General features: G+C 43.8%; 23 protein-coding genes and 4 pseudogenes. 20 read left to right on the plus strand and 7 right to left on the minus strand.

The genetic code is table 11. The annotated features are described in order from the left end of the window. Window positions 1-9: 9 nt before the first annotated feature. The gene (locus QTN94_RS20665) at window positions 10-279 is read left to right on the plus strand and encodes a hypothetical protein (protein WP_427020825.1); all 270 of its coding nucleotides are present in this window, start codon (window positions 10-12) and stop codon (window positions 277-279) included. 110 nt (window positions 280-389) lie between these two features. After that, complete coding sequence (locus QTN94_RS15385; protein ID WP_331428163.1) at window positions 390-896, plus strand: DUF3087 domain-containing protein; 507 nt, start codon at window positions 390-392, stop codon at window positions 894-896. A 218-nt stretch (window positions 897-1114) separates the two neighbouring features. Here the strand turns inward: QTN94_RS15385 and QTN94_RS15390 are convergent. Together QTN94_RS15390 and maoP are read right to left on the minus strand one after the other, a co-directional pair. After that, a pseudogene (locus tag QTN94_RS15390) lies at window positions 1115-1312 on the minus strand (glutathione synthetase); the annotation flags it as partial. After that, the gene (gene maoP, locus QTN94_RS15395) at window positions 1312-1662 is read right to left on the minus strand and encodes a DUF413 domain-containing protein (RefSeq protein ID WP_331428164.1); all 351 of its coding nucleotides are present in this window, start codon (window positions 1660-1662) and stop codon (window positions 1312-1314) included. The gene maoP and the pseudogene QTN94_RS15390, both read right to left, overlap by 1 nt. 316 nt (window positions 1663-1978) lie before the next feature. Between maoP and QTN94_RS15400 the strand changes: the two genes are divergently transcribed. Then, complete coding sequence (locus QTN94_RS15400) at window positions 1979-2974, plus strand: zinc transporter ZntB (protein ID WP_331428165.1); 996 nt, start codon at window positions 1979-1981, stop codon at window positions 2972-2974. A 152-nt stretch (window positions 2975-3126) separates the two neighbouring features. Next, window positions 3127-4296, plus strand: a complete 1170-nt coding sequence (locus QTN94_RS15405) for a MerR family transcriptional regulator (RefSeq protein WP_331418332.1) — start codon at window positions 3127-3129, stop codon at window positions 4294-4296. Window positions 4297-4360: 64 nt separating this feature from the next. On the opposite strand, the gene QTN94_RS15410 is transcribed toward QTN94_RS15405, so the two are convergent. Next, complete coding sequence (locus tag QTN94_RS15410; protein ID WP_331418331.1) at window positions 4361-5107, minus strand: TetR/AcrR family transcriptional regulator; 747 nt, start codon at window positions 5105-5107, stop codon at window positions 4361-4363. 99 nt (window positions 5108-5206) lie between these two features. Between QTN94_RS15410 and QTN94_RS15415 the strand changes: the two genes are divergently transcribed. From QTN94_RS15415 to QTN94_RS15460, 10 genes and pseudogenes are all read left to right on the plus strand, one after another. Next, the gene (locus QTN94_RS15415; RefSeq protein ID WP_331418330.1) at window positions 5207-5509 is read left to right on the plus strand and encodes a biotin/lipoyl-binding protein; all 303 of its coding nucleotides are present in this window, start codon (window positions 5207-5209) and stop codon (window positions 5507-5509) included. Then, entirely contained in the window at window positions 5506-5775 is a 270-nt protein-coding gene (locus tag QTN94_RS15420) for a hypothetical protein (RefSeq protein ID WP_331418329.1), read from the plus strand. Before QTN94_RS15415 ends, QTN94_RS15420 begins: the two co-directional genes overlap by 4 nt. A gap of 1 nt (window position 5776) precedes the next feature. Continuing rightward, window positions 5777-5992 carry a hypothetical protein gene (locus QTN94_RS15425; RefSeq protein WP_331418328.1) on the plus strand — a complete coding sequence of 72 codons (216 nt, stop codon included), beginning with the start codon at window positions 5777-5779 and terminating at the stop codon, window positions 5990-5992. A 79-nt stretch (window positions 5993-6071) separates the two neighbouring features. Continuing rightward, a pseudogene (locus QTN94_RS15430) lies at window positions 6072-6317 on the plus strand (hypothetical protein); the annotation flags it as partial. A gap of 679 nt (window positions 6318-6996) precedes the next feature. Continuing rightward, a complete protein-coding gene (locus QTN94_RS15435) occupies window positions 6997-7737 on the plus strand; it encodes an SDR family oxidoreductase (protein WP_331418327.1) in 741 nt (246 codons plus the stop codon). Window positions 7738-7749: 12 nt separating this feature from the next. Next, window positions 7750-8958: an acetyl-CoA C-acetyltransferase gene (locus QTN94_RS15440; protein WP_331418326.1), complete on the plus strand. Its 1209-nt coding sequence runs from the start codon at window positions 7750-7752 to the stop codon at window positions 8956-8958. A 35-nt stretch (window positions 8959-8993) separates the two neighbouring features. Continuing rightward, complete coding sequence (locus QTN94_RS15445; protein WP_138970951.1) at window positions 8994-9341, plus strand: phasin family protein; 348 nt, start codon at window positions 8994-8996, stop codon at window positions 9339-9341. Between the two features lie 55 nt (window positions 9342-9396). Next, window positions 9397-11175, plus strand: coding sequence for a class I poly(R)-hydroxyalkanoic acid synthase (phaC, locus tag QTN94_RS15450; protein ID WP_331418324.1), 1779 nt, complete (start codon window positions 9397-9399; stop codon window positions 11173-11175). Between the two features lie 109 nt (window positions 11176-11284). Beyond that, complete coding sequence (locus QTN94_RS15455) at window positions 11285-11977, plus strand: aspartate/glutamate racemase family protein (protein ID WP_138970953.1); 693 nt, start codon at window positions 11285-11287, stop codon at window positions 11975-11977. Continuing rightward, on the plus strand, window positions 11974-13143 hold the full coding sequence (locus QTN94_RS15460) for an MFS transporter (RefSeq protein ID WP_331418322.1): 1170 nt from the start codon (window positions 11974-11976) through the stop codon (window positions 13141-13143). Before QTN94_RS15455 ends, QTN94_RS15460 begins: the two co-directional genes overlap by 4 nt. A gap of 104 nt (window positions 13144-13247) precedes the next feature. Here QTN94_RS15460 and QTN94_RS15465 read toward each other — a convergent pair whose 3' ends face one another. Further along, the gene (locus QTN94_RS15465; RefSeq protein ID WP_331418321.1) at window positions 13248-13430 is read right to left on the minus strand and encodes a hypothetical protein; all 183 of its coding nucleotides are present in this window, start codon (window positions 13428-13430) and stop codon (window positions 13248-13250) included. Window positions 13431-13752: 322 nt separating this feature from the next. Here QTN94_RS15465 and QTN94_RS15470 point away from each other — a divergent pair, with 322 nt between their 5' ends. The 5 genes from QTN94_RS15470 to QTN94_RS15490 all read left to right on the plus strand — a co-directional run bounded on the left by QTN94_RS15470 (window position 13753) and on the right by QTN94_RS15490 (window position 21159). Then, entirely contained in the window at window positions 13753-14040 is a 288-nt protein-coding gene (locus tag QTN94_RS15470; RefSeq protein ID WP_331428166.1) for a hypothetical protein, read from the plus strand. Window positions 14041-14161: 121 nt separating this feature from the next. Continuing rightward, window positions 14162-17611, plus strand: coding sequence for a DEAD/DEAH box helicase family protein (locus QTN94_RS15475; RefSeq protein ID WP_331428167.1), 3450 nt, complete (start codon window positions 14162-14164; stop codon window positions 17609-17611). A gap of 69 nt (window positions 17612-17680) precedes the next feature. Beyond that, window positions 17681-19276 carry a type I restriction-modification system subunit M gene (locus tag QTN94_RS15480; RefSeq protein ID WP_331428169.1) on the plus strand — a complete coding sequence of 532 codons (1596 nt, stop codon included), beginning with the start codon at window positions 17681-17683 and terminating at the stop codon, window positions 19274-19276. Beyond that, the gene (locus tag QTN94_RS15485) at window positions 19273-20436 is read left to right on the plus strand and encodes a restriction endonuclease subunit S (protein WP_331428170.1); all 1164 of its coding nucleotides are present in this window, start codon (window positions 19273-19275) and stop codon (window positions 20434-20436) included. Before QTN94_RS15480 ends, QTN94_RS15485 begins: the two co-directional genes overlap by 4 nt. Before the next feature lie 51 nt (window positions 20437-20487). Continuing rightward, on the plus strand, window positions 20488-21159 hold the full coding sequence (locus QTN94_RS15490; RefSeq protein ID WP_331428171.1) for an amino acid adenylation: 672 nt from the start codon (window positions 20488-20490) through the stop codon (window positions 21157-21159). A gap of 171 nt (window positions 21160-21330) precedes the next feature. On the opposite strand, the pseudogene QTN94_RS15495 reads toward QTN94_RS15490, so the two are convergent. Then, a pseudogene (locus QTN94_RS15495) lies at window positions 21331-21498 on the minus strand (IS66 family transposase); the annotation flags it as partial. Window positions 21499-21680: 182 nt separating this feature from the next. Between QTN94_RS15495 and QTN94_RS15500 the strand changes: the two are divergent. Continuing rightward, a complete protein-coding gene (locus QTN94_RS15500) occupies window positions 21681-22085 on the plus strand; it encodes a hypothetical protein (RefSeq protein ID WP_331428172.1) in 405 nt (134 codons plus the stop codon). Window positions 22086-22416: 331 nt separating this feature from the next. Here the strand turns inward: QTN94_RS15500 and QTN94_RS15505 are convergent, their stop codons facing one another. Next, window positions 22417-22809: a hypothetical protein gene (locus QTN94_RS15505; protein WP_331428173.1), complete on the minus strand. Its 393-nt coding sequence runs from the start codon at window positions 22807-22809 to the stop codon at window positions 22417-22419. Beyond that, a pseudogene (locus QTN94_RS15510) lies at window positions 22810-23220 on the minus strand (hypothetical protein); the annotation flags it as partial. It abuts the gene before it with no gap.

A 23220-nucleotide genomic window follows, 5' to 3' on the forward strand; every position in this document is an offset into this window, starting at 1 on the left:
CATTGCCACATGGTGAGGGTAACCATTAGTTACCAAGGCCTTGAAGGGGTAGGTGAGTGTACGCCTTATCCAAGATACGAGGAGAGTGTGGAGTCTGTCATTGAACAAATTGAGCGATGGCGAGAGAGCTTGGATGGGTTAGCGCCACAGAGGGCTAAGGTGTTATTACAAACTAGGCCCGCCGGGGCGGCCTTCACCTTGTCTGACTGTGATTGCCGGCGAATGGGTTCGGCACTTTCTGTTCATAAAGTGCCGACCATTGTTTGTTGCCACAGGTGACGGATTAGCACACCATTTGCAACAAAATATCGCTTATTTGATTCTATTCACAATGTATAATCGTAAGTCTCTCGACGTCATGTAAATAAACGCAACACAATGGACTATTGATGAAACTACAACAAATCGACAAGCAGTTATACCGTTCACGTTTGAATGTGGTTATTGTCTCATGCATCGCCTTTTTAGCCTTATCGAGCCTAGCGGTATCACAGACATTAATTTATTTATTCCCTGCCGAATCAGGCTCTCACTTCCATTGGAATCTGCTTGGCGTTGTGGTTAGTGCGCTACTCGTCGTGACCATTTTATTCAAGTTTAAAACTCATCCCAAGATGCATGAAGTCGTCTATGTATGGGAGCTTAAACAGGCGTTAAATCATATCTATCGCAAGAGTAGAGCACTGAAAGCTGCGGCAAAGGAGGGCAATCCACAGGCAATGCTGGCACTTCAGTTTAGCTATGATGGTTCACGTCAGTTATGGCAGTTGGATGACAATACCATAACGATCAATAGCCTAGAGTCGGCGCAAAGAGAGCTTGAACAATGGGCGCAGGAGTTTGGCGTTGAGATAGATATTGCTAACTACCACGCAGAGATCCTAAAGTCGTTTTAACTCTCATCTGTGCGTTGAGTGTCAGTGAACAGCAGACGCTTTATCTGTTAAATAGTCGCTTGTCTATAAACTTAGATAGCCAGAGAATCAATCAGATAGTTTAGCGTGGTATTGCTATCATCTTGATTGATGACAGTGGGTAAGAAAATGAGTTTCTTTAACCAACCGCGATTCATAAGCTCATCGAGCAAATCGTGATAGCGGAAACTACACTTGCCGATATTATCCGTGATCTTCTGGCCTTTTTTAATTACGTTGCAGAAACCATACACAGTGCTGTCTCGAATAGTCAGTCCACTGGTTGTTGTGATCGCCACGGCATGTCCACGTGCTGCGCATTCGTGAACAAGGCGAAGAGTGGTATCGGTTTCTGGGCACACGCGTTCCCACGGGTACATAAGGAAACAAATGTGCATTAGTCGTCCTCTACTAGGTCATAGCTGTTATAGTCATCATCAGAGACTGTTGGTTTACTGTTTAATGTATGGAAGCGTTTTCTACCACGAGCAAGCTTTATGTACTTCATCCAAGTACGCTCTAACTTAGTGGTTGGCTCTTTCTTTCCTTGAATAACGTCTAGGAAATCAGATTCAGCTTGATTCTCTGGAGTTAACTCACCACTTTCGAGTCCGAGTAACGTTTTTCCATAAAACGTGAGTAACTGAGCTTCAGCCAGAGTGAAGTCTCCAGATTTAGAAAATCCACGTGAGAAATGGACATTGTCATAGAAGTGCGCTTTACCTTGTCGAATTTCTTGAAAAGACATTGCAATCGTCTCGATTAAGTAGGGTTATTGGTATGCGAAAAATATTCGCAGTTTGATAAAGTTAACAACAAATAATTTTTGTCGTTATAACAATGTATTGTGATTAAATTGCATGATTTTATCGCCTTCATAATTACCCGATTAACAAATAAACAATAGACTAAACTGAGCCAAATGACTCAACTCTCGCGCTTTATTAAATTTCCTGTTGGATCGATGTACAAGGCAAACATATACTTCGGTAAATAACACGATAGATGGCGTTAATCTTAGTGGTTTCACTCGCTATCGATGATAGATATTAATGGAATAGAAAATGTCGAGATTTGTTACGACGGACAAAGAACCTGAGGGCTTAATTCACGCGTTGTTACTTGATGGCAATGGCGGGAGTCGAAAATTGTCATGGCAAGAAGTCAATCAGTGGGATGAATCAGAAAGTGGCTTGTGGCTGCATTTTGATTACAGTCATCAAGAAGCGCGCGACTGGATAAAAAGATGCAGTGGACTCAATGAGATAGCTGTAGATGGTTTGCTGAACAGTGAAAACAGACCGCACGTGCTGACTCGGGTAAATAACCTCTTGCTCATCTTGAGAGGTGTGAATCTCAACCCTGGCTCCAATCCAGAAGATATGGTCTCGGTACGGCTGTGGACGAACGGCAAAATCTTAATCAGTAGCAGAAAAAGAATGCTGCTTTCGACACAAGATATTGTCGCCAACCTTAATGAGAATGCTGGCCCTGCAACAATCCCAGCGTTGCTGATTGAATGGACTGACCGCATCGTTGCGAGAATGAACGATACCATTAACGTCATAGAAGATAGCGTGTTAGGCGTTGAGGAAAACATATTAGATGGTGATGCGAAGCAGCTTCGTTCTCAGTTACTTCGTCTTAGACAGCAAAGTATCGGCATTCGACGTTATATTGCCCCGCAAAGAGAGGCTTTAAACCGACTGGCAGTGGAACAGTTAGCATGGCTGAGTGATGTTGACCGACTTGCGTTGCGTAGTATCGCCGACCGACAAATTCGCTATGTCGAAGATATCGATACGATAAAAGAGCGTGCTTCTATGGCGCAAGAGGAATTGCTCAGTCGTATTTCTGAGCAGCTAAACAATCGCAGCTATGTCCTGACGGTGATTGCCGCTATTTTCTTGCCTCTGGGATTCTTTACCGGACTAATGGGGATCAATGTCGGCGGGATGCCTGGTGTCGAAAATAGCATGGGCTTTTGGATTGTTGTGGCGATATGCTTTGGCGGAACTGCTCTGTTGGCAGTGTTTCTGTCGTGGAAAAAGTGGCTTTAATCAGGGTCTTTTTTATCCTCCAAACCACAAATCTCATATCAGCCTTCAAATTTGAGGCTCTCAGCAAGTAAAGCGGTCGAGTGATCTGTTATTGACCTGTCTATAACTTTATAGTTTATATTCCATGACCACTGAAGGAGCGGAGAGAGTTTGTGTACAAAATTTCTGAGCTAGCAGCACTTGTTGGATTGTCGCGCACAGCCTTGCTTTATTACGAAAAGCAAAAGCTGATCTCCAGTCATCGTTTATCTAACGGTTACCGTGTGTATGGTGATAAGGAGTTACAACGCGTGCGTTTGATCCAGCAATTATTGGCTGGGGGACTGACACTAAAAGAGTGCAAAGTATGCCTTGAAGCCAAGGTAGACAGGCAATTATTACGAAACCGACTTGAAGCTCTTGATATAGAGATTGAGCAGAAGCAGAAATCGCGCCATCTTCTCGCAGCACTGCTCGGAGAAGAAGAGAGCAAAAGCTGGCATACGGGGTTAGACAAACTGGCTCCAGATGCTCATTTGGAATGGTTAATTAAGCAAGGTTTCAGCGAGAAAGAAGCGTTGCGACTTAAATGGTTATCAAAAGATATGAACGAACACGATGTATATATGGCAGACTTTATGAAAGTTTTCGAGACGCTTGAGCGTTGGGGTCCAGGCAGTGAAGTCGATACAGCCAAAGCATTTTCGTTAGTGACCTCTACACCTGAGCGGATCTTGGAGGTCGGTTGTGGCAAGGGCTTAGCTACTCAGGTATTAGCGGACGCTTGTACTGCGGAAATTGTAGCGGTCGACAATGAGCAATCAGCGTTAACGCGACTCACCGAACGTTTTTCGCAGCAAGGGATCACTCATCGCCTCGAAACAGTATGTGCAAGTATGACCGACTTGCCTTTTGATGACCTAAGCTTTGATCTTATTTGGTCAGAAGGTAGCGCATACATTATGGGAGTAGAAAAGGCTCTCAAATCTTGGCGACCTTTACTTTCTGAACATGGGTTGTTAGTCATCAGTGATATGGTTTGGCGTGCTGCTGAGCCTAGTGATGAGGCGTTGGAATTCTGGAGCCAAGAGTATCCTGACATTCAATCTATAGAGACGCGCTTGGTTCAAATTGAACAGGCTGGTTATAAGGTGGTCAACCATTTCCCACAAAGCGCACAAGCATGGCTGAATTACTATGCGCCGTTAAAGCGTCGAGTCGCAGAATTGGAAGCGGAAATGGAAGAGTCGCAGGCGCTAAAAGACATTAAGCGAGAAGTTAAACTGTGTACTGAACTGGCAGATGAGTTTGGCTACCACATGTTCGTTTTAGCCAAAAACTGACTCGAATAAGCCCTCTTAGCTATATTGGCGTGAGGGCTTATATCATGTGTTCTATCGACGCCGTTTACATTTCTTCAGTAAAATCTTCATCGGTACATTGGCTGCTATCAGAGCACTCGATCTCGTAAACCAGTTCAGACAGAGTTTGCGGATTGAGTACTATTTCTTGAGGTACTTCAAAGCGACATGCCATCATTCGGTTAAATATCTGCCAGTGGTTGAGCAGACAGACTTGTAATTCATTGGTCTCGTCGGACCATGTTTCTTTCATAAATGGCGTCAAACTCGCCGCACTGTGTGCAAACATAATCATCTGCCATTTAATTTCCCAGATTTTGACCTGATTTTGCGGGTGCTCTTGGTTGTATTGCTCAGCTAAACGATTGACGAGACTTTCTATTTCGCCCGAATTATCAATAAAGTAGTCAAATAGCGCGTCTTCTTGACGAACCGCGTCAGCAATAAACTGGATAGGTTGTTTGCATTCGAGCATATGCGCTAGCAAGCGCACAGCGAATAGGTACAACTTAATGTTTGAACTTACATCGCTGGGCATGTTGCTAATGATGGTTTGTATATAGCTTTCCATATAGCGATGGAGCCCATCACTAATCGAGTACCATATCTGTTCTTTGCTGCCGAAATGGTGACGGATGAGGCTATGAGATACCCCCGCCTTATCACTAATATTCCTCAGTGATACTCGCTCGTAACCCAGTTCGCAAAATAGGTCTGTAGCGACACGCATGATCTCACATTTGGTTTTTTCTGCGTCTTGGGCACTTCTTCGGCCTTGCTTTCGTTCAGTCATAGTTACCGTCAATTTCTAAAAACGCTCTCTTTCTACCAGAAAAGCGTGGGGATTTCATCAATCAAGCGCATAAATAGCATAGTACATGTCTGAATTTTATTGTACGAGTGGAAAATAAATATTGATCTGCCACACAATCTTTATATACTGCACATTCGTGTAATAAAACTCGTTGAGATCCCTGATCTACAAAACAGTCGTTACGATCGCTTTATCGCTAATATTGATGCGACTGATCGTGCATCTATGTCGTTTCAAGTCAGCGGTGAAGTTGAGGTAGTGGACGTCAGAATGGGCAGTGTCGTGAAGAAAGGACAGCTTCTTGCTTGGCTCGATCCTACCGACTACCAACTGGCATACGATGCGAAGAACGCAGAGTATGATCTGGCTTACCTGGAATGACGGCACAGGTTCGCCTGCTCAATGAAAAACGCTTTGCTAAAGTCGATATCTCACCAAGCGCTTGGATTAGTAAGAGTGGTCAACATGGCCAACTCTTCAAGTTCGATCCTCAACAGCAAGTAATTACCCCCGTTGATGTCACACTCGATGTCAATGGCAATGTTATCGCGGGTCTTCAGCAGGCCGATCTGATTGTGCAGGCGGGTGTCGAGAATCTAGTCTCAGGCCAACAAGTAAAAGCATGGACTAAAGAGGGCGGTATTTGAGATGAATCGAATTAATTGGATTGCCGCTGGCTTATCTTTGAGTTTACTCACCGCGTGTATGCCGGAAACGGAACATCGCCCACTGAATCCACTTGTTGTTGATACATTCACTGTCGCTCAAGCTACAGAGAGTCAGTTTCGTACCTTCAATGATCAGGTAATCGCTGTCCTCAATGATACCAAGGTAAGGCAAAAGTTGGCTGATGCGCAGGCGTGAACGGACTAAAGAATTAGTACCGCAGTTCAATGAATCGAAGGCGCGTCGTCTTGGCATCTCTAAGCAAGAAGTCTCTGAAACCTTACAGATGGCGTTTGGCGGAACACCAATCGGCTTATTAGCGATGGATATGCCTTTTAGTTTCACGGCGTTTCTTGGCTTACTTAGTCTGAGCGGAATGATTCCTTTGGTGTTTGACGCATTTTATGGCTCAATGGCAATTACGATTATGGCGGGTCTTGGATTCGCGGCGGTACTGACCCTTATTGTCGTACCGGTATTGTTTGCCATTCTTTACCGAATCAAACCTTCCACTGCTGGATAATTCATGGATTGAACCTCGATTCGTTTTAAGCCAGCCCGAAAGAAATTTCGGGCTTTTTTATCTTTCTATAGTCGATAATTGACACAAATTGATATTGAATAGAATTAAATTAATGTCATTACATCATTAAACAAAATATCATTCCTTACTATACTAAAGTATGACGATATTGTTTTTGTTGATTGTTAAATTAATCATTAACTTACATTTAATAAGTCATCTTCATCTCAATTATTAATCTTATTGTTAATGCTAATGACTATATTGACAGTCTGATAATTAACTACTCATTTTCAAACTATACTGCATGATAATCATTGTCATTAAACAAGTGATGAAGACTAATGAAATAAGTGTAAATACTAATATACCGTGAAAAAACAGCAAGATAGATGTTATTGACAGAATGGGATTTCAATTAAAGTCTAGTTTAATCAATTGGATAGCGATTGTTAACAAGGATATAACATTTCATTCCATATGAGACCTTGTTCACCTTTATGCATAAAAAGTGAAAAAATATTTGAAGTGTAATAATTAGGTATTAGCTTAGTTTAATAAGATGTAAGTAAAAAGCCTTAGATTATTTATTCTATGTTTGTCGCAATGACAAATATATTACGAGAGCTTTTCAATATTTGTTTGGGTTATTAATTGCTGTAAAGAATGGAGTCTTTTAATGAAGAAGATCGCTTTGATCACTGGATCGAAAGGCGGAATTGGTTCTGCTATTTCCTCACAACTCGTCGAGGATGGCTACCGAGTCATCGCCACTTACTATACTGGTAATTATGAGTGTGCGTTGGGATGGTTTAATGAAAAAGGATTTAACCAAGATCAGGTTCGATTGTTTGAGCTTGACGTAACAGACACCGAGCAATGTGCTGAGCGACTAGCTAAATTGCTTGAGGAAGAGGGAACGATTGACGTGATCGTCAATAATGCTGGGATCACCCGAGATGGTCTGTTTAAAAAAATGTCTCCTTCTGCGTGGCGAGATGTTATCGAAACCAACCTTAATAGTGTTTTCAATGTTACTCAGCCCCTATTTTCTGCGATGTGTGAAAAGGGGAATGGTCGCGTAATCAACATCTCTTCAGTCAACGGTCTTAAAGGACAGTTTGGTCAAACTAACTACTCTGCAGCTAAAGCCGGAATGATCGGTTTTTCTAAAGCACTTGCAGCGGAAGGTGCTCGAAGTGGTGTGACGGTTAACGTTGTGGCACCAGGTTATACCAGCACTCCTATGGTCGAAGATATGCGTCCAGAAGTGCTCGAATCAATTAAAGAGCAGATCCCGATGCGACGTCTTGCAACGCCTCACGAAATTGCACAATCCGTCTCTTATTTGGTCAGTGATGCTGGAGCCTACATTACAGGGGAAACACTCTCTGTAAATGGCGGCTTATACATGAATTAAAGGGACGATTAGATGGAAAAAATATTTATTGTAGCGGCAAAACGCACACCGATCGGCGCTTTCGGTGGCTCGTTGAAAGACATTTCTGCCGGCAATCTAGCGTCAATTGCCATCAAAGCAGCGATTGCTGACAGTGGCGTTAAGGTTGACGCGATCGATGAAGTCATTGTCGGCAACGTGGTGAGTGCCGGACAAGGTATGGGCGTTGGTCGACAAGCTGCGATTTACGCTGGTATTCCGCATCAAGTTCCTGCTTATTCACTCAATATGGTGTGTGGCAGTGGTATGAAGACGGTGATGGATGCCGCAAGCCACATCAAAGCCGGTGATGCAAATATCGTGGTAGCAGCTGGTGTAGAAGTAATGTCTCAAATCCCATTCACAGCACCATCAAGTATTCGAGATGGCCACAAAATGGGCAATATGAATCTGACCGACCTACTGATTAACGACGGGCTGACGGATGTTTATAACCAATACCATATGGGTGTTACGGCTGAAAACGTGGCCAAATTGGTGGGTATTAGCCGTCAGCAGCAAGATGAATATGCATTGGCAAGTCAGTTAAAAGCGGTGTCTGCAATTGAGGCGGGTAAGTTTAAGCAAGAGATCGTCTCGGTTGATGTTAAAAAACGTCGTGAGACCGTCGTGTTCGATACTGATGAATATCCAAAGCCTGACGCGACTCTGACTGGTTTGTCAAACCTGCGTCCAGCGTTTGATAAAGAAGGGACAGTTACCGCAGGCAATGCGTCAGGAATCAATGATGGTGCCAGTGCCATCATCGTCGCAAGTGAATCGGCGGTGAAGGAGCACGGGCTTACACCAATCGCTGAAGTCGTTAGCTATGCTCAGTCTGGACTTGAACCCGAAATCATGGGACTTGGCCCTGTTGAAGCTGTCAGCCTCGCATTGCAAAAAGCGCAACTGACTACAGATGATATTGGTGTCTATGAGCTCAATGAAGCGTTTGCTGCTCAGGCACTGGGTGTGATTCACCAACTGGCTGAAAAGCACGGTGTGTCAGTCTCCTCAATTCTTGATAAAGCCAATGTTAATGGCGGTGCAATAGCACTTGGTCATCCACTCGGGGCCTCCGGAAACAGAATTCTAGTTTCACTCATTCATGAACTTAATCGCAGTGGAAATCAATACGGTGTCGCTTCACTTTGTGTTGGCGGCGGTATGGGGACTGCTGTTGTTATCAAATCAATTAACTAACCCAATTAAATGGACTTAACTTAGGAGTACCAACCATGTACACAGATTTTTTCAAGACGTTTGCAGATCAAACAGAAAAGACAATGGAACCATACGTAAAATTCAACAAGCTAGTGACAAAGAATGTTGAAGTACTCACTGAGCTTCAGCTTAACGCTATTCGTACTTACAGCGATATGGGTCTCGCTCAGATGAAAGCAGCCAGTGAAATCAAAGATGCGACGTCACTGACCGCTTTTAGTGGCCAACAGCTAGCGGCACTAACCAAACTTTCTCAACAGATGATGGACGACAGCAACAAGCTTCAGGCGATTGCGAAAGAGTTCAAAGACGATGTTGAGCAAATGACATCGGAAAACCTTAAGACAGTGACTCCTGCATAACACTGACTTTTTTGCCGCCGAAAGGCGGCTCTTTTCCGATCTTAGGAGTCGTTATATGTTACAAAACTTCTTTTCGGACTACCTTGTTAAGCTCCAAGAAACCAATCAAAAGTGGTGGGAAGATCTAGAGTTGAGCAGGGCAGCCGCAAACTCCCCACTCAATAAAGCAATGCAAGAGGTTAACCTCGAAGATACCGCCAAGTTATTCGAAAGCGCGGCGAATCAACCTGCGGCATTGCTTAAAATTCAGGCCGAGTGGTGGCAACAGCAGTTGCAGATTTGGCAAAATGTCGCGCTTACGGCCAACACTGAGGACGTCGTCAGCGCAGAGAAAGGTGACAAGCGCTTCTCTAACGAAGAGTGGCAAAAAGACATCTTTTTCAATTTCATCAAACAGTCTTACCTACTGTTTAGCAAAACCTATCTTGAGACAATCAACAGCATTGAAGGACTAGATGAGAAAAGCAAAGAACGCATTAGCTTTTTTTCTAGACAAGCCATCAATGCACTGTCGCCGAGTAATTACATTGCGACCAATCCAGAATTACTTAAGCTGACACTAGAACAAAACGGTGAGAACTTATTAGCGGGTTTGGAACAACTGAAAGAAGATGTTGAGTTGAGTGCGGATATTCTCAAGATTCGTATGACCAACAATAATGCGTTCCGATTGGGTGAGGATATTGCCAATACCCAAGGTGACATCGTGTATCGCAACGAATTGTTTGAACTGATTCAGTACCGCCCTTTGACGGAAACGGTCAACGCGACACCGTTATTGATTGTTCCGCCTTTTATCAATAAATACTACATCCTCGATCTGCGAGAAAAGAACTCTATGGTTCGCTGGTTACTGGAACAGGGACACGCGGTATTTATGATCTCATGGCGTAACCCCGGGAAGTCTCAGCAGCATGTCGAGTTTGGCGACTATGTCACTGAAGGTGTCGTGAAAGCGGTCAGTGCCATTGAAGATATCACCGGTCAGGAACAGATTAACGCCGCAGGCTATTGTATTGGCGGGACGGTTCTGGCGAGCACGGTTGCCTACTACGCCGCGAAGCGAATGAAGAAACGTATTAAGAGCGCGTCCTTCTTCACTACCTTGCTCGATTTCTCGCAGCCTGGTGAAGTGGGGGCGTACATTAACGATACCATCATCAATGCAATCGAAGTGCAGAATAACGCCAAAGGTTACATGGATGGACGCTCGTTGAGTGTCACTTTCAGCCTGTTACGTGAAAACAGCCTGTACTGGAATTACTACGTAGATAATTATCTCAAAGGCAATAGCCCGGTAGATTTTGATCTGTTGTATTGGAACAGTGACAGCACGAACGTCGCGGCGGATACGCATAACTTTATGTTAAGAGAGCTATATCTCAACAATAAGTTGGTGGCGGATAAAGGCGTTAAAGTTGGCGGTGTATGGATCGACCTGAATAAAATCAAGATCCCAAGTTACTTCGTTTCAACCAAAGAAGACCATATCGCATTGTGGCAGGGCACCTATCGTGGTGCGCTCAACGTTGGCGGAAACAAAACCTTTGTGCTTGGTGAATCGGGTCATATTGCTGGTATTGTTAACCATCCAGCCAAAGAGAAGTATGGGTACTGGACGAACGATTCTCTGGACGATAGTGCAGAGGAGTGGTTGTCAAACGCTTCCCATAGTGAGGGGTCATGGTGGACGCATTGGCACCAGTGGTTGTTGTCGTTCAATCCAGACGAACAGGTAGCGCCATTTACGGTAGGAAATGAACAGTTCCCTGCAATTGAAGCCGCGCCTGGACAATACGTCAAACAGACCTTACCGATCACGTCGGACAACTAGTCTGTTCAGTGCAAGATTAAAGCCTCTGGTTAACCACCAGAGGCTTTTTGTTTGTATTCTCTACATCAATCTGTTTTAGTGGGTTTAACTGGTTAGGAGAGGGAACGGAATGAAAACCATCGGTATTATTGGCGGAATGAGCTGGGAGTCGACAGTGACGTATTACAAACAGCTTAATCAAGGTATAAAAAGTGCGTTAGGCGGTTTGCACTCGGCAAAAGTGGTACTCAATAGTGTCGACTTTGCTGAAATTGAAGCGCTACAACGCTCAGGCGACTGGCAAGCCAATGCTGATATTCTCTGTCAGGCGGCGCAGTCTTTAGAACGAGCGGGCGCAGAATTTGTTCTTATCGCGACCAACACCATGCACAAAGTGGCGCAGCAGGTTGAAGAGTCGATCTCCATCCCGCTTCTCCATATTGCGGATGCGACTGGTGAGGCGTTAACAGAGCAGGGAATCACTAAAATTGGCCTATTAGGCACAGCATATACGATGGATCAGGGCTTCTATAAGCAACGTCTAACCGATAAATATGGTATTGAAGTTGTGGTTCCAAATGGCGTTCAGCGTCAACTCGTTCATACCGTGATATACGATGAACTCTGTCAAGGACAGATCAGTCAACGTTCCAAGGATGACTTTCTCACCATTATTGACGACCTCTATGCCGATGGAGCACAAGGGGTGATCCTTGGTTGTACCGAGATTGGTTTGCTGGTTGAACAGGCAGATACGCGAGTGCCGTTGTTCGATACCGTAATGATTCACGTTGAGGCTGCGGTAAAAGAGGCACTGCGATGAATCGTAACGTTTGGCTTTTATCGCTGTGCCAAGCGCTATTAATGACTGGTAATATCCTTTTGATTTCTGTTATTGGATTGGTAGGAAAAACACTGGCTCCCAATAGCAGTCTGATTACGTTACCTGTCGCAGTGCAATTTCTAGGTTTGATGAGCGCGACGATTCCAGCTTCTTTGATCATGGGTAAGCTGGGGCGTAGAAAAGGGTTTAGCATTGGTAATATCATCGGTATTAGCGGAGCAAGCTTAGCGACATATGCTTTGTCTATAAAGGCTTTCTCTCTGTTTTGCGCAGGTACTTTCTTGTTGGGGATTGGGATCGGTTTTGGCACCCTGTACCGATTTGCAGCCATTGAAGTGTGTGATGAAAGTGCGAGGCATCGTGCGATATCGATCTCAATGGCTGGTGGCGTGTTGGCCGCCATACTGGGTCCAAACTTGGCCATCTACTCTCAGCAATGGTCCTCCGATGGGCTTTATGTTGGGGCATTTATGGCACTGATTGTCCTGAATATTTGTGCGCTTTGCTTATTGCAAACTATTCAGTTCCCTAAGCCACTGTCAGCGACGCAAGTCACCAAAGTCGACTCATTAGCGACGATCATCACAGCGCCCAACTTTATGGTGTCTGTGTTCGCTGCAATGGTGGCATATGCGGTCATGAATATCCTGATGACGGCGACACCACTCGCTATGATTGGTTGCGGCTTCGATTTTAATAAAGCGGCGGGCGTGATCGAATGGCACGTTCTGGGTATGTTCGTTCCTGCGTTCTTTACCGGCCGTCTGATAGAACGCTTTGGTGCCAGAAGAATGATATTGTCGGGCGGCTTACTGTTTATTCTATGTATTGCCATCAATATACATGGTCAGTCGATTTGGCACTTCAGCTTGGCTCTGGTTCTCTTAGGTGTCGGCTGGAACTTTATGTTTATTGCGGCAACCGGATTGTTTAGTCAATCTTACCAAAGTCACAATAAGTCGAAAGCTCAGGCATTTAACGAATTTTTTGTCTTTAGCTGTGTGACGATCACGGCCTTAATGTCAGGGTGGTTAGAGGCATCCGTAGGTTGGCGGACGATGAATGTCTACGTATTGCCATTTGTGTTAGCTGTGATTGTTGTGTTTGGCGTTAATACCTACAAAACAAGTAAGTTAGCGGCTTGACTAAGCGTTAAATGAGAAAGGCAGGGGGATACCTGCCTTGTTTATATAGTGAATTTTTGTCAGTTACTCAGAAGAAAAGGAGAATAGAAAAGTGATTCTGAGTATTAGAATTGTGATGAAATAAGTTCCACAAGTTCATTTTCGGTTTCCGGCATTTTTTCGAGTTCTATTGAACACGAAGCGCCGCCTTTGAGCATATATGCGGTTGTTGTGCAGTGGTCATGGTGAAACCATTTTCCATTAACGCAAACATCTGTGTAGCAGCGTGGGTCTTGTTTCAGTTCCATTGGCATCTTCCTTGTTACTTTCCTGTTAACGCAATGTCAAAATAACCTCAATTGATTGAATGAAAAATGATCTAAATCAATTCGGAATGAGAACTAGACAAAGGTTGTAGTGATTGGCAGTAGTTACCAATCTCTTTATTTTTCGGTAACTCGTGCATACGGTGGCGCAATTGGTCTAAAGGAATGTTTATCGTTTTTTTAGCTGTTAAAAAGTAATTGATCTCATAAGCAATATTTCAATGACTATAGTAATTGAATATCTGCTTGGCGTTATGTACTGTAAACTCTATTCCCATAAGTAAAAATAGTTACGGACATCAAAATGGCAACTCTAATCAGTTGGCTTGGTAGAACAGATCTTGATCAAATGAAGCTGGATAGTCCTGCTTCAATTGCAACCATTGCTTTGAAAGGTAAAACTCTAGACAGCATTATTATCCTTGCCAGCACATGGGAAGATGAATGGCATGACTATAAAAGTTGGCTAGAGAAAAAGCTTGCTTGTGTTGGTCGTTCTAAGACCTCAGTGACTATCCAACGAGTTCGATTGGTATCACCGATAGATTATTCAGCGATAACCAATGTGATGCAAAAGCAGCTGAAGCACTAGGTCTAAAGAGTCATCAAACGTTAAGCGGCTGGATGACAAAATTAGGCATTGAAGAATAAGTAAACAGGCTAAAACAGGGTTGGCACACCCATTGCTCATCGAGGTCAGGAGTACAATAAGAGTGAAAACGTCAGTGAACTTTGAACATCTAAGAAAAGACTGGCCAGAGCTGGCTGAACTAGGCGCATTTGCCGAAGCTTATGCGGTGACTGATCCTCAAAGCTCGATGGTTAAGCTTCGTTGCTATGTCGAAAAAATCGTTGGTTATCTTTACCGAGAGCTACGTTTACCTGTTTTGCCAAATGCGTCGGTTCACGACAAGCTGACCAGTGCCTCGTTTACTGCCATCATCCATAAAGATATTCTCGATAAATTTCATGCTGTACGCAAAGGCGGAAACAAAGCCGCCCATGACGGATATGTCAATCAGCATGACGCACTCTGGTTACTCAAAGAATCTTACCTAATTGGTTGCTGGCTTTTCATCGCCTATGGGGATGGCTCCCAAGACGAATGCCCTCGCTATACTCAACCTGATAATGCTCCGTTAGAGGGTGAATCCCAAGCGGATTTTAAACGTAAAAATAAACAGCTACAGCAAAAGCTCGCCCAGAATAGTGAGCAGTTGGCACAGGCGTTAAAAGAGCTTGACGAAGCGAAAGAAGCTCAGTTTTTGGCCCAGCAGACTGCCAGTAAGCTCAAGTTGGAAGTTGATCAAACTAAAGCTGACAAGCTCAAGCGCAATACCCTAAAGTTGAAAAACAGCTTTGATTTTAACGAAGCGGAAACTCGCAAACGTCTAATCGATTCGGAGCTGAGAAGTGAAGGGTGGGACGTGGCTCTGGCAGAGGTGAGCACCGAGCAAGTATCAAAAGAGTACGAAGTAGATGGTCAACCGACGCAATCAGGCAAAGGCCGTTGTGACTACGTATTGTGGGACGACAATGGCAAACCACTGGCGGTTATCGAAGCGAAGAAAACCCGAGTAGATGCGCGAGCAGGGCAAGAGCAAGCTAAAATTTACGCCGATGCGTTAGAAAAACAAACGGGTCAGCGCCCAGTTATTTTTTATACCAATGGCTATGATATCTGGTTATGGGATGATGCTCAGGGTTACGTACCACGTAAACTGTTTGGTTACTACTCTAAAGACAGTCTGCAATACCTTATCCAGCAGCGTGCTTTAAAAAAAGATCTCAACAGCACACCGATTGATACCGAAGTCGCAGGTCGACTCTATCAAATGGAGTCGATCACTCGTGTCTGTGAACGATTTAGCGATAAGCACCGCAAAGCGCTGATTGTGCAAGCAACAGGTACGGGTAAAACGCGCGTTTCTATTGCGCTGACCAAGCGTTTACTTGATGCCGGTTGGGCAAAGCGAGTACTGTTTTTATGTGACCGTAAAGAGCTACGCAAGCAAGCGGCAAATGCATTTAACGAGTTCACCAAAGAGCCGTTATTCGTAAAAGGTAAAAGCAAAAAAGATCTCGCGAGCAAAGCGCGTATTGTGATCGCCACTTACCCTGGCATGATGAAAACCTTCGAAGAGTTCGATGTCGGTCACTTTGACCTCATTATTGCCGACGAGTCGCACCGCTCTATTTACAACAAATATGGCGAGCTATTTAAGTATTTTGATGCACTGCAAGTGGGCTTGACCGCAACGCCTGTTGAGATGATCTCCCGCTCGACCAGCCAGTTGTTTGGTTGTGACTACAAAATGCCAACGGCTAACTATCCGCTAGAACAGGCAATTGAAGAGGGTAACCTTGTCCCTTTCAAAGTCGTTTCTCATACTACCAAATTCTTGCGTGATGGCATAAAAGGCAATGAGCTCACTGATGAGCAGATAGCTGAGCTTGAAGATCAAGGTATCGACCCGAATGAGCTCGATTTCGATTCAAAGCTGATTGACAAAGCGATCTTCAATAAAGACACCAACCGCCAGATCATCCGTAATCTAATGGAACGTGGTCTTAAAGATGCCGACAATCAATTGCCGGGTAAATCGATCATTTTTGCTCGTAGCATCAAACACGCGGAACTTATCGCCGATCTGTTTGCTGAAATGTACCCTGACTTGGGCGGCAACTTCTGTCGAGTGATTCACTCGAAATACGAACGAGCGGATGAACTGATCGACAACTTCAAAAGTGCCGAAGGCAACAAAGACGAAATCACCATTGCGGTGTCTGTCGACATGCTCGATACCGGTATTGATGTACCGGAATGTATTAACCTTGTGTTTGCTAAACCGATTAAATCGAAAGTGAAGTTTTGGCAAATGGTCGGTCGTGGTACCCGTTTGTGTGAGAACTTGTTTGGCCCAGGCGAACATAAAAAACATTTCTTGATCTTCGATCACTGGAACAACTTTGAATACTTCAAAATGAATCCAGATGAAGATGACGGAGCAAAAGGTAAGTCTCTTGCGCAAAAGGTATTTGAAGCGCGGTTAAATTTGGCTGATGAGGCACTTAAACGTGCAGAGATGGATATCTTCGATGCGGTGATCCCACAGATCAAAGCTGATATCGATTCACTCAACGATAAAACCATCGAGGTTCGAGAAAACTGGCAAATCAAAGCGCAGTTAAGTGATGAGAAAACCTTGCACCAAATGGCTCCGGATACCAAAGAGCTACTGCGAACTAAAATGGCTGCTCTTATGCAGTGGAAGCCAATTACTGGTGAGAGTGAAGCTTTGCGTCTTGATCTCCAGTTCTTAGAGCTTGAGCTTATCAAACTCAAACAACCTTCCAAGGTCGATATTGTTGCGATGCCGATTATGGACAAGGTCACCACACTTTCGATGCACCTTAACGAAGTGCGCAGTAAGGCCAGTACCATTAAGCAGGTGCAGCAGCCGAACTTCTGGAATGATGCTGACCATCATGAATTGGAAGCCTGCCGAAGCGAGCTTCGAACGGTAATCCATTTGCGTGATAAAGGTGCGACTCCGCCACCTAAGCCAACACCTGTATTGGATGTGAAAGAGGATGCGGCTGAATATCGCACTGATAAAGTGAAAACCGATATTGTGACGGTGGACTACCAGATCTATAAACAAGAGGTCGAAAAAACGCTGACACCGTTGTTTGAATCCAATGAAGTGCTACAGAAAATACGAGCTGGACAATCGGTGACAGAATCCGATTTAGACACGCTTAACGCACTGGTGCATACCCAAAACCCAAATGTCGATCTTTCGATTTTGAAAGAGTTCTTCCCGGAATCCACCGCAGGGCTCGATCAGATTTTGCGTACCATCGTTGGCATGGATGCCAAAGCGATTGAAAATGAGTTTACAGTCTTTGTGCAGCAAGTACATACACACCTTAATTCAAGACAACAACGCTTTATCGGCATGCTCAAAAATCACCTTTGTCGCTACGGTAGCGTTGATATTGAACAGTTGTACGACGCACCATTCAACCAGATCGATGATGCTGGTTTAGATGGCGTATTTCCAATCCCTGCTCAAGCGGATGTGGTGGAACAGTTTGTTCGCCGCTTTAGTGTCCATTTGGGTGAGAAACAAGCAAGTGTCGAGAAAGTGGTGAATTAACCTTTTGGCAATGGCTTCCAGCCAAGTACACTACAACCAATTGCTATAAAAGAATATAGAGAACAGATAATGATTACATCAGGCGCATTAAAGAGCCAAATTGACAAACTATGGGAAGAATTTTGGACGGGCGGGATCACCAACCCGTTAACCGTAGTTGAGCAAATTACTTATTTGATGTATGCCCGCATGCTAGACATGAACGAGCGTAACGACGAAAAACGTAGCGCACGAACGGGGAAGCCATTTAATCGCCGCTTTCCAATCAGTGAAGATAAAGAGAAGGATAAACAGCATATCCGTTGGGAAAACTTCCGTCACCTTAGCGCAGAAAAGTTATACCCACTGGTAAAAGACGAACTCTTTCCGTATTTCAAACAACTCACATCTGATGACACCCTGTTTGCTGAGTTTATGAAAGATGCTCAACTCATGATCCAAAAGCAATCGCTATTGGTGAAAGCGGTTGAGTTGGTGAGTGAACTACCACTAGAAAACAAAGATGTAAAAGGTGACTTGTACGAATACTTGCTGTCTAAACTGACCACCGCAGGGATCAACGGCCAGTTCCGCACGCCGCGTCATATTATTCGCGCCATGATTGAAATGCTCGATGTAGAAGAAACGCACCGAGTTTGTGACCCAGCCTGTGGTACGGGTGGCTTCTTGTCTTCGACCTACGAATACCTGCTAGAGAAGTACTCATCGCCAGAAGGTACAGAGAAAGAGCAAGCGTTTGATGCAGACGGTAAACCAGTTCTAGATGTGCATGGTAACCCGGTATTTAATACCCTATACGCGGGTGATCTACTTTCTAACCGTTGGCACATTGATGAAGATATGTTCCACGGCTTTGACTTTGACTCTACCATGCTGCGCGTCGCTGCAATGAACTTGGTGATGCACGGCGTAAAACAACCAGATATTCACTACCAAGATACCCTAAGCCAAAGCTTTATTGAGCGCTTCCCTGATGAAGCGAAAAACGGTTTTGATATCATCCTTGCCAACCCACCATTTAAAGGCAGCTTGGATGAGGAAGACGTCGATCCTGCTTTGCTTAAAGTAGTCAAAACCAAAAAAACGGAGCTGTTGTTTGTCGCATTGATCCAACGTATGCTGAAAGTGGGTGGCCGGACGGCAACCATCGTCCCTGATGGTGTGTTATTTGGTAGCTCTAAAGCGCACCAAACCCTGCGTAAACACCTAGTGGAAGATAACCAGTTAGAAGCGGTGATCTCGCTACCAAGTGGTGTGTTTAAGCCTTATGCGGGCGTTTCTACCGCGATTCTGATTTTCACCAAAGGTGGCAGCACCGAAAACGTTTGGTTCTACGACGTGCAGGCCGATGGTAAGTCGCTCGATGATAAGCGTACCCCAATCAAAGACAATGACCTGCCAGATTTAGTTAAGCAGTATAAAGCCTACCAAGCGGCGGTAATGGCAGGCGAATCAACCGAGCAGTGGTCAGACGAAACTCAAAAAGCCTTCTTGGTAGCGAAAGACGACATCAAAGCGAATAAATACGACTTGTCAATCAACAAATATAAACAAGTGGTGTACGAGCAAGAAAACTACGAAGAACCAAAAGTGATTCTTAGTAAACTCAAAGCGCTAGAAAATGAGATCTTGGCCGACATCAATGAGCTGGAGTCGATGCTATGAGTTGGCCGATGGTAAAACTTGGTGAAGTTGCGCCGTCTAAGGCTTTGAAGAATCCAGTTGTGCTCGATGACGATAATGTATGGCAACTTAACCTTGATATGGTTGAGTCTGGCTCAGGAAGAGTCCTTAATAAGATTAAAGCTCCACTCAGTGAGGCGGGCTCTTCCACTCATTGGTTTGATAGTCGACATGTTCTCTACTCAAAATTGCGTCCATATTTGAATAAGGTAGTACTTCCTGATGAACAGGGCTTAGCTACAACAGAGCTTGTTCCAATGCTTCCAAATCCTGAAGTGTTAGACCGTCGATATTTAGTCCACTACTTACGTTCCAAACAGTTTGTTAGCTGGATTAGTGATCAAGTGGCTGGTGCGAAGATGCCTAGAGTCTCGATGAAGGTTTTTTGGGAGCATGAAATCCCACTTCCACCATTAGACGAACAAAAACGCATCGCTGCCATTTTGGATAAAGCTGATGCCATTCGCCAGAAACGCAAACAAGCCATTGACCTTGCCGATGAGTTCCTACGCAGCGTGTTTTTGGATATGTTTGGTGATCCGGTGACGAACCCGAAGGGGTGGGAGACAATAACACTTGATGAAGTTACGACAAAGATTACGGATGGGGTACATTCAAAACCAGAGTACACTGAATCAGGAGTTCCATTTATTTCGGTTAAGAATATTACGACTGGAGTTCTTAGTTTCGATGATACGAAATATATTTCGCCTAATGCTCATGAAAAGTATATAAAACGATGTAATCCAGAGCTACACGATATTTTGTACACAAAAGTTGGTGCGACATATGGAAGACCAGCAATCGTAGAAGTGGATAAGGAATTTAGTTTATATGTAAGTGTTGCATTAATTAAACCTAACCATGAATTGGTTAATCCGCACTTTTTAAAAGAAGTATTAGCAACCTCTGCGCTCAAGCGGCAGGCAGATAGAGCTATTAAAGGTGCTGGAGTCCCAGATCTACACTTGGTTGAGATTAAAAAATTTATAATCCCTCTTCCTGACATGTCTATTCAAGAAGAGTATGTAAATAAGACTAAGAATATCAGATCTAAGAAACTTAAGTTTCAACAATCATTCGAATTACTAGAAGAGAATTTTAAGTCACTGTCTCAACGAGCTTTCTCAGGCCAACTATAAATTTCAGAGGTATCTTCGGATGCCTTTTTTTTGATCAGAGGTTCGGATTGTATGCAGCTCCAACTCAGCGCTACCAATGCACTTAACAAATGGCTGAAAGTCGACTTTCCGCGTTTGTCAGTGGAAGAGGGTAAACAAGCAGGAGTTAATAAACTGAGCTCTGATGCCGTTACCATGAGCTGGCAGGTGCATCTGATTGAAAACCGCTACCGTTCGCTAGAGAAAACTTTAATCGTTTGTGAAGCCAACAGCCGCTTCACCTACTTTATTCCGCTTAATCGAATGATTTTCTCGCCCGACGAACTCGCTAATCGGTTAAAAATAGAGTGGCAATTTGCCTTTGTGGAAGCATTAGAAGCCAATTCCTTGGAAACAAGCGGCTTAATCAGCCGTTATGACATCGCTAAACTGCTATCAAAACTCAATGACATTGAGTTTATGCCGCTCTGGATAAAAAACACCGACCTGAGTATTAACGGCCATATAGCCGACGCAGCCCAATGGGTTACGCAAACCTTAGAGGATAGAAATCTCGATCGCTTAAGCCAGCCGCTGGCGTTTGAAATTTCTAGCTATATCAATTGTCAAACTAAAAGCATTAAGGTGAACAACAAGAAGCAGCGCTTCATCCCAACCGAGCGACTAGTTGAATACGTTCAGCAGATCACGAAAGTAAATGCTCCTTTAACTGATATGAGCAATGTGCTTCCGTTTAGGCGTTAGCGATGTCTTTACAATTATCTCTAACCAACTTTCGTTATTTCAAACTAAGCCAAACGATTGACTAGTTTGCAACAAGTAAAAAAGGCACAACTAAAAAACGATTACCACAAAGCTAACGAGTTGCTAGAGAAAAGCAGCGTAAGCTTTCACCAGTGGGTGGTTGACGTTTTTCTACAAGCCAAGAACGTTTGGATATGGCTGACGCGCAGTGACCGCTTGCACGATCTCCGACAGTAGAGATAAGCTTGATAGCCCACGCTTCTTGCAGGTTTCGATGAGCGTATGGATTCGACTTCGGAATTTATCGCCAGCATCTGAGGTTGTAATGTTAGATATTTTTGGTGGCAATGGAGTGTTGATGTCCTCCTATAAGATTTACACCACAGACTTTGAACTCTTATCTAAAGCAATGAGGTCTTCAAATCCAATACTCGTTCGAAGGGTCGAGGATATCTCTGCAAGAATGTACATGAGAGCTGGCTTGTCTTATCAAGAAAAATTGTTTTGGAAGTGTTTATACAATGAAACTCGCTAATATTACGTCTGTTTTTATTCTACTTTGGTCTTTCATTGCTAGTGCTAGTGAGGTGGAAGATTTGTATTACCAAAAAATAGAACAATGTGTTAATGATGAGCAGCGAAAAAAAGATTTAACAGCGCGTGATGTTACTCCTGAGGAGCTTAAATATATACCGATTGTGAGAAGCTTGAGAGTGGAGCGTTGCTCAAAAATAGAAGAATCCAATTACGTACAAAGCTTCGGTGGTTCAAAGATTCCTGAAACCATTTCTACTTATAACAATCGAGATTTGTCTACATTGACGAAAGGGGAGCTAGAAACTATCAGAAATATTGATGAACGGCTCGAGAGTTATAATCTTGAGGTTGATCTATTATCAATATACGACAAGTTGAAAGTAGAGTAGTAAAAGTACGATAACGATAAACATGATCATAGAAGTTGCTTTTATTAACTTAGGATTATGGTCAGTAAAGTCAGAGTAGATGTAGGCTAAAATTAGTAATGATGGGAGGCCTATGAACAAGGGCCCTATCTTTGAGTGCTTAGGGAGACTAACTAAAGTTATCAAGCTTATGGACCCTGTAAATAATTCTGTGTAACTGTCAGATCAGGTCTGAATTAGTACACATATATTCAGTGAGTCGGTCTTCGAACACTCTCTTCTTAAATTCAACATTGTGACTAAATCAGTTGCAGGTGGTGTCACTCACGCACCTAATTTCAACCCAGAATAGTTAAATGATATTAAACAGTTTACCGAGTAAACCAAAACAAAAAACACCGATCCAGCTCCACATGCCTAACGCATTAACCCACATAAATATTTTGAACTTAGTTGAGTTCGTTGTTGAACGCTTACGAATGAATGGGTATTTAAACCAATAATCAAAACAACGACTGCCAATCTCCCAAGATAACTGGTACTTCGGGCGCATATAGCCTTTTTCGTCATAATATTTATCTAGGTCTTTAGCTAATTGTTTATCCATGAAAATAATATGCTTAAAGCTACCTAAAGATACGATCGCATTCATAATGACAGCCGGCACAGCCCAAATGATGGCATACCCTCCCAAAATAGCCGCTGGAATCATGATAAAGAACTCCCACCAAACAGCGTTTGACATTTATTCAACCACCCATTCATAGATATCATAAGCAAGATCACCTCCAGCTTTACCGGCAGTAGATCCAATAATACCGCCAATGGCGCCACCAATAACTACGCCACCGATTGTGGCGATCGCTAGAGCAGGAGCTGAAGCTGTCACACCAATAACCAAAGCAATCGCGACTCCAACGCCAGCAACTCCGCCTTTTACTCCACCATACCAACCACCAATAAATCCAGCTATCTCTCTAGTCGTCGTCTTACCACAATCCCCAGATCCATCCACCTTGCACGCTTCATAGATGCTATCGACACCACTGACGGCACCCACAAGTAAACCAACATAACCCACACCTCTGGCGGCAGAAATTCCAAGAGCAATATTACCAATCCGCTTCCCTAATTCTTTCACAAAACCCGTCTTTAG

It is taken from the genome of Vibrio sp. M250220, from assembly GCF_036533795.1.
GTDB lineage: Bacteria > Pseudomonadota > Gammaproteobacteria > Enterobacterales > Vibrionaceae > Vibrio.

Excerpts from the sequence above, each read along its gene's own strand:
- QTN94_RS20665 (WP_427020825.1), top strand. The coding sequence starts at position 10 with ATGGTGAGGGTAACCATTAGTTACCAAGGCCTTGAAGGGGTAGGTGAG.
- QTN94_RS15385 (WP_331428163.1), top strand. The coding sequence starts at position 390 with ATGAAACTACAACAAATCGACAAGCAGTTATACCGTTCACGTTTGAAT.
- maoP (WP_331428164.1), bottom strand. The coding sequence starts at position 1,662 with ATGTCTTTTCAAGAAATTCGACAAGGTAAAGCGCACTTCTATGACAAT.
- QTN94_RS15400 (WP_331428165.1), top strand. The coding sequence starts at position 1,979 with ATGTCGAGATTTGTTACGACGGACAAAGAACCTGAGGGCTTAATTCAC.
- QTN94_RS15410 (WP_331418331.1), bottom strand. The coding sequence starts at position 5,107 with ATGACTGAACGAAAGCAAGGCCGAAGAAGTGCCCAAGACGCAGAAAAA.
- QTN94_RS15420 (WP_331418329.1), top strand. The coding sequence starts at position 5,506 with ATGACGGCACAGGTTCGCCTGCTCAATGAAAAACGCTTTGCTAAAGTC.
- QTN94_RS15425 (WP_331418328.1), top strand. The coding sequence starts at position 5,777 with ATGAATCGAATTAATTGGATTGCCGCTGGCTTATCTTTGAGTTTACTC.
- QTN94_RS15435 (WP_331418327.1), top strand. The coding sequence starts at position 6,997 with ATGAAGAAGATCGCTTTGATCACTGGATCGAAAGGCGGAATTGGTTCT.
- QTN94_RS15440 (WP_331418326.1), top strand. The coding sequence starts at position 7,750 with ATGGAAAAAATATTTATTGTAGCGGCAAAACGCACACCGATCGGCGCT.
- QTN94_RS15445 (WP_138970951.1), top strand. The coding sequence starts at position 8,994 with ATGTACACAGATTTTTTCAAGACGTTTGCAGATCAAACAGAAAAGACA.
- phaC (WP_331418324.1), top strand. The coding sequence starts at position 9,397 with ATGTTACAAAACTTCTTTTCGGACTACCTTGTTAAGCTCCAAGAAACC.
- QTN94_RS15455 (WP_138970953.1), top strand. The coding sequence starts at position 11,285 with ATGAAAACCATCGGTATTATTGGCGGAATGAGCTGGGAGTCGACAGTG.
- QTN94_RS15460 (WP_331418322.1), top strand. The coding sequence starts at position 11,974 with ATGAATCGTAACGTTTGGCTTTTATCGCTGTGCCAAGCGCTATTAATG.
- QTN94_RS15465 (WP_331418321.1), bottom strand. The coding sequence starts at position 13,430 with ATGGAACTGAAACAAGACCCACGCTGCTACACAGATGTTTGCGTTAAT.
- QTN94_RS15470 (WP_331428166.1), top strand. The coding sequence starts at position 13,753 with ATGGCAACTCTAATCAGTTGGCTTGGTAGAACAGATCTTGATCAAATG.
- QTN94_RS15480 (WP_331428169.1), top strand. The coding sequence starts at position 17,681 with ATGATTACATCAGGCGCATTAAAGAGCCAAATTGACAAACTATGGGAA.
- QTN94_RS15485 (WP_331428170.1), top strand. The coding sequence starts at position 19,273 with ATGAGTTGGCCGATGGTAAAACTTGGTGAAGTTGCGCCGTCTAAGGCT.
- QTN94_RS15490 (WP_331428171.1), top strand. The coding sequence starts at position 20,488 with ATGCAGCTCCAACTCAGCGCTACCAATGCACTTAACAAATGGCTGAAA.
- QTN94_RS15500 (WP_331428172.1), top strand. The coding sequence starts at position 21,681 with ATGAAACTCGCTAATATTACGTCTGTTTTTATTCTACTTTGGTCTTTC.
- QTN94_RS15505 (WP_331428173.1), bottom strand. The coding sequence starts at position 22,809 with ATGTCAAACGCTGTTTGGTGGGAGTTCTTTATCATGATTCCAGCGGCT.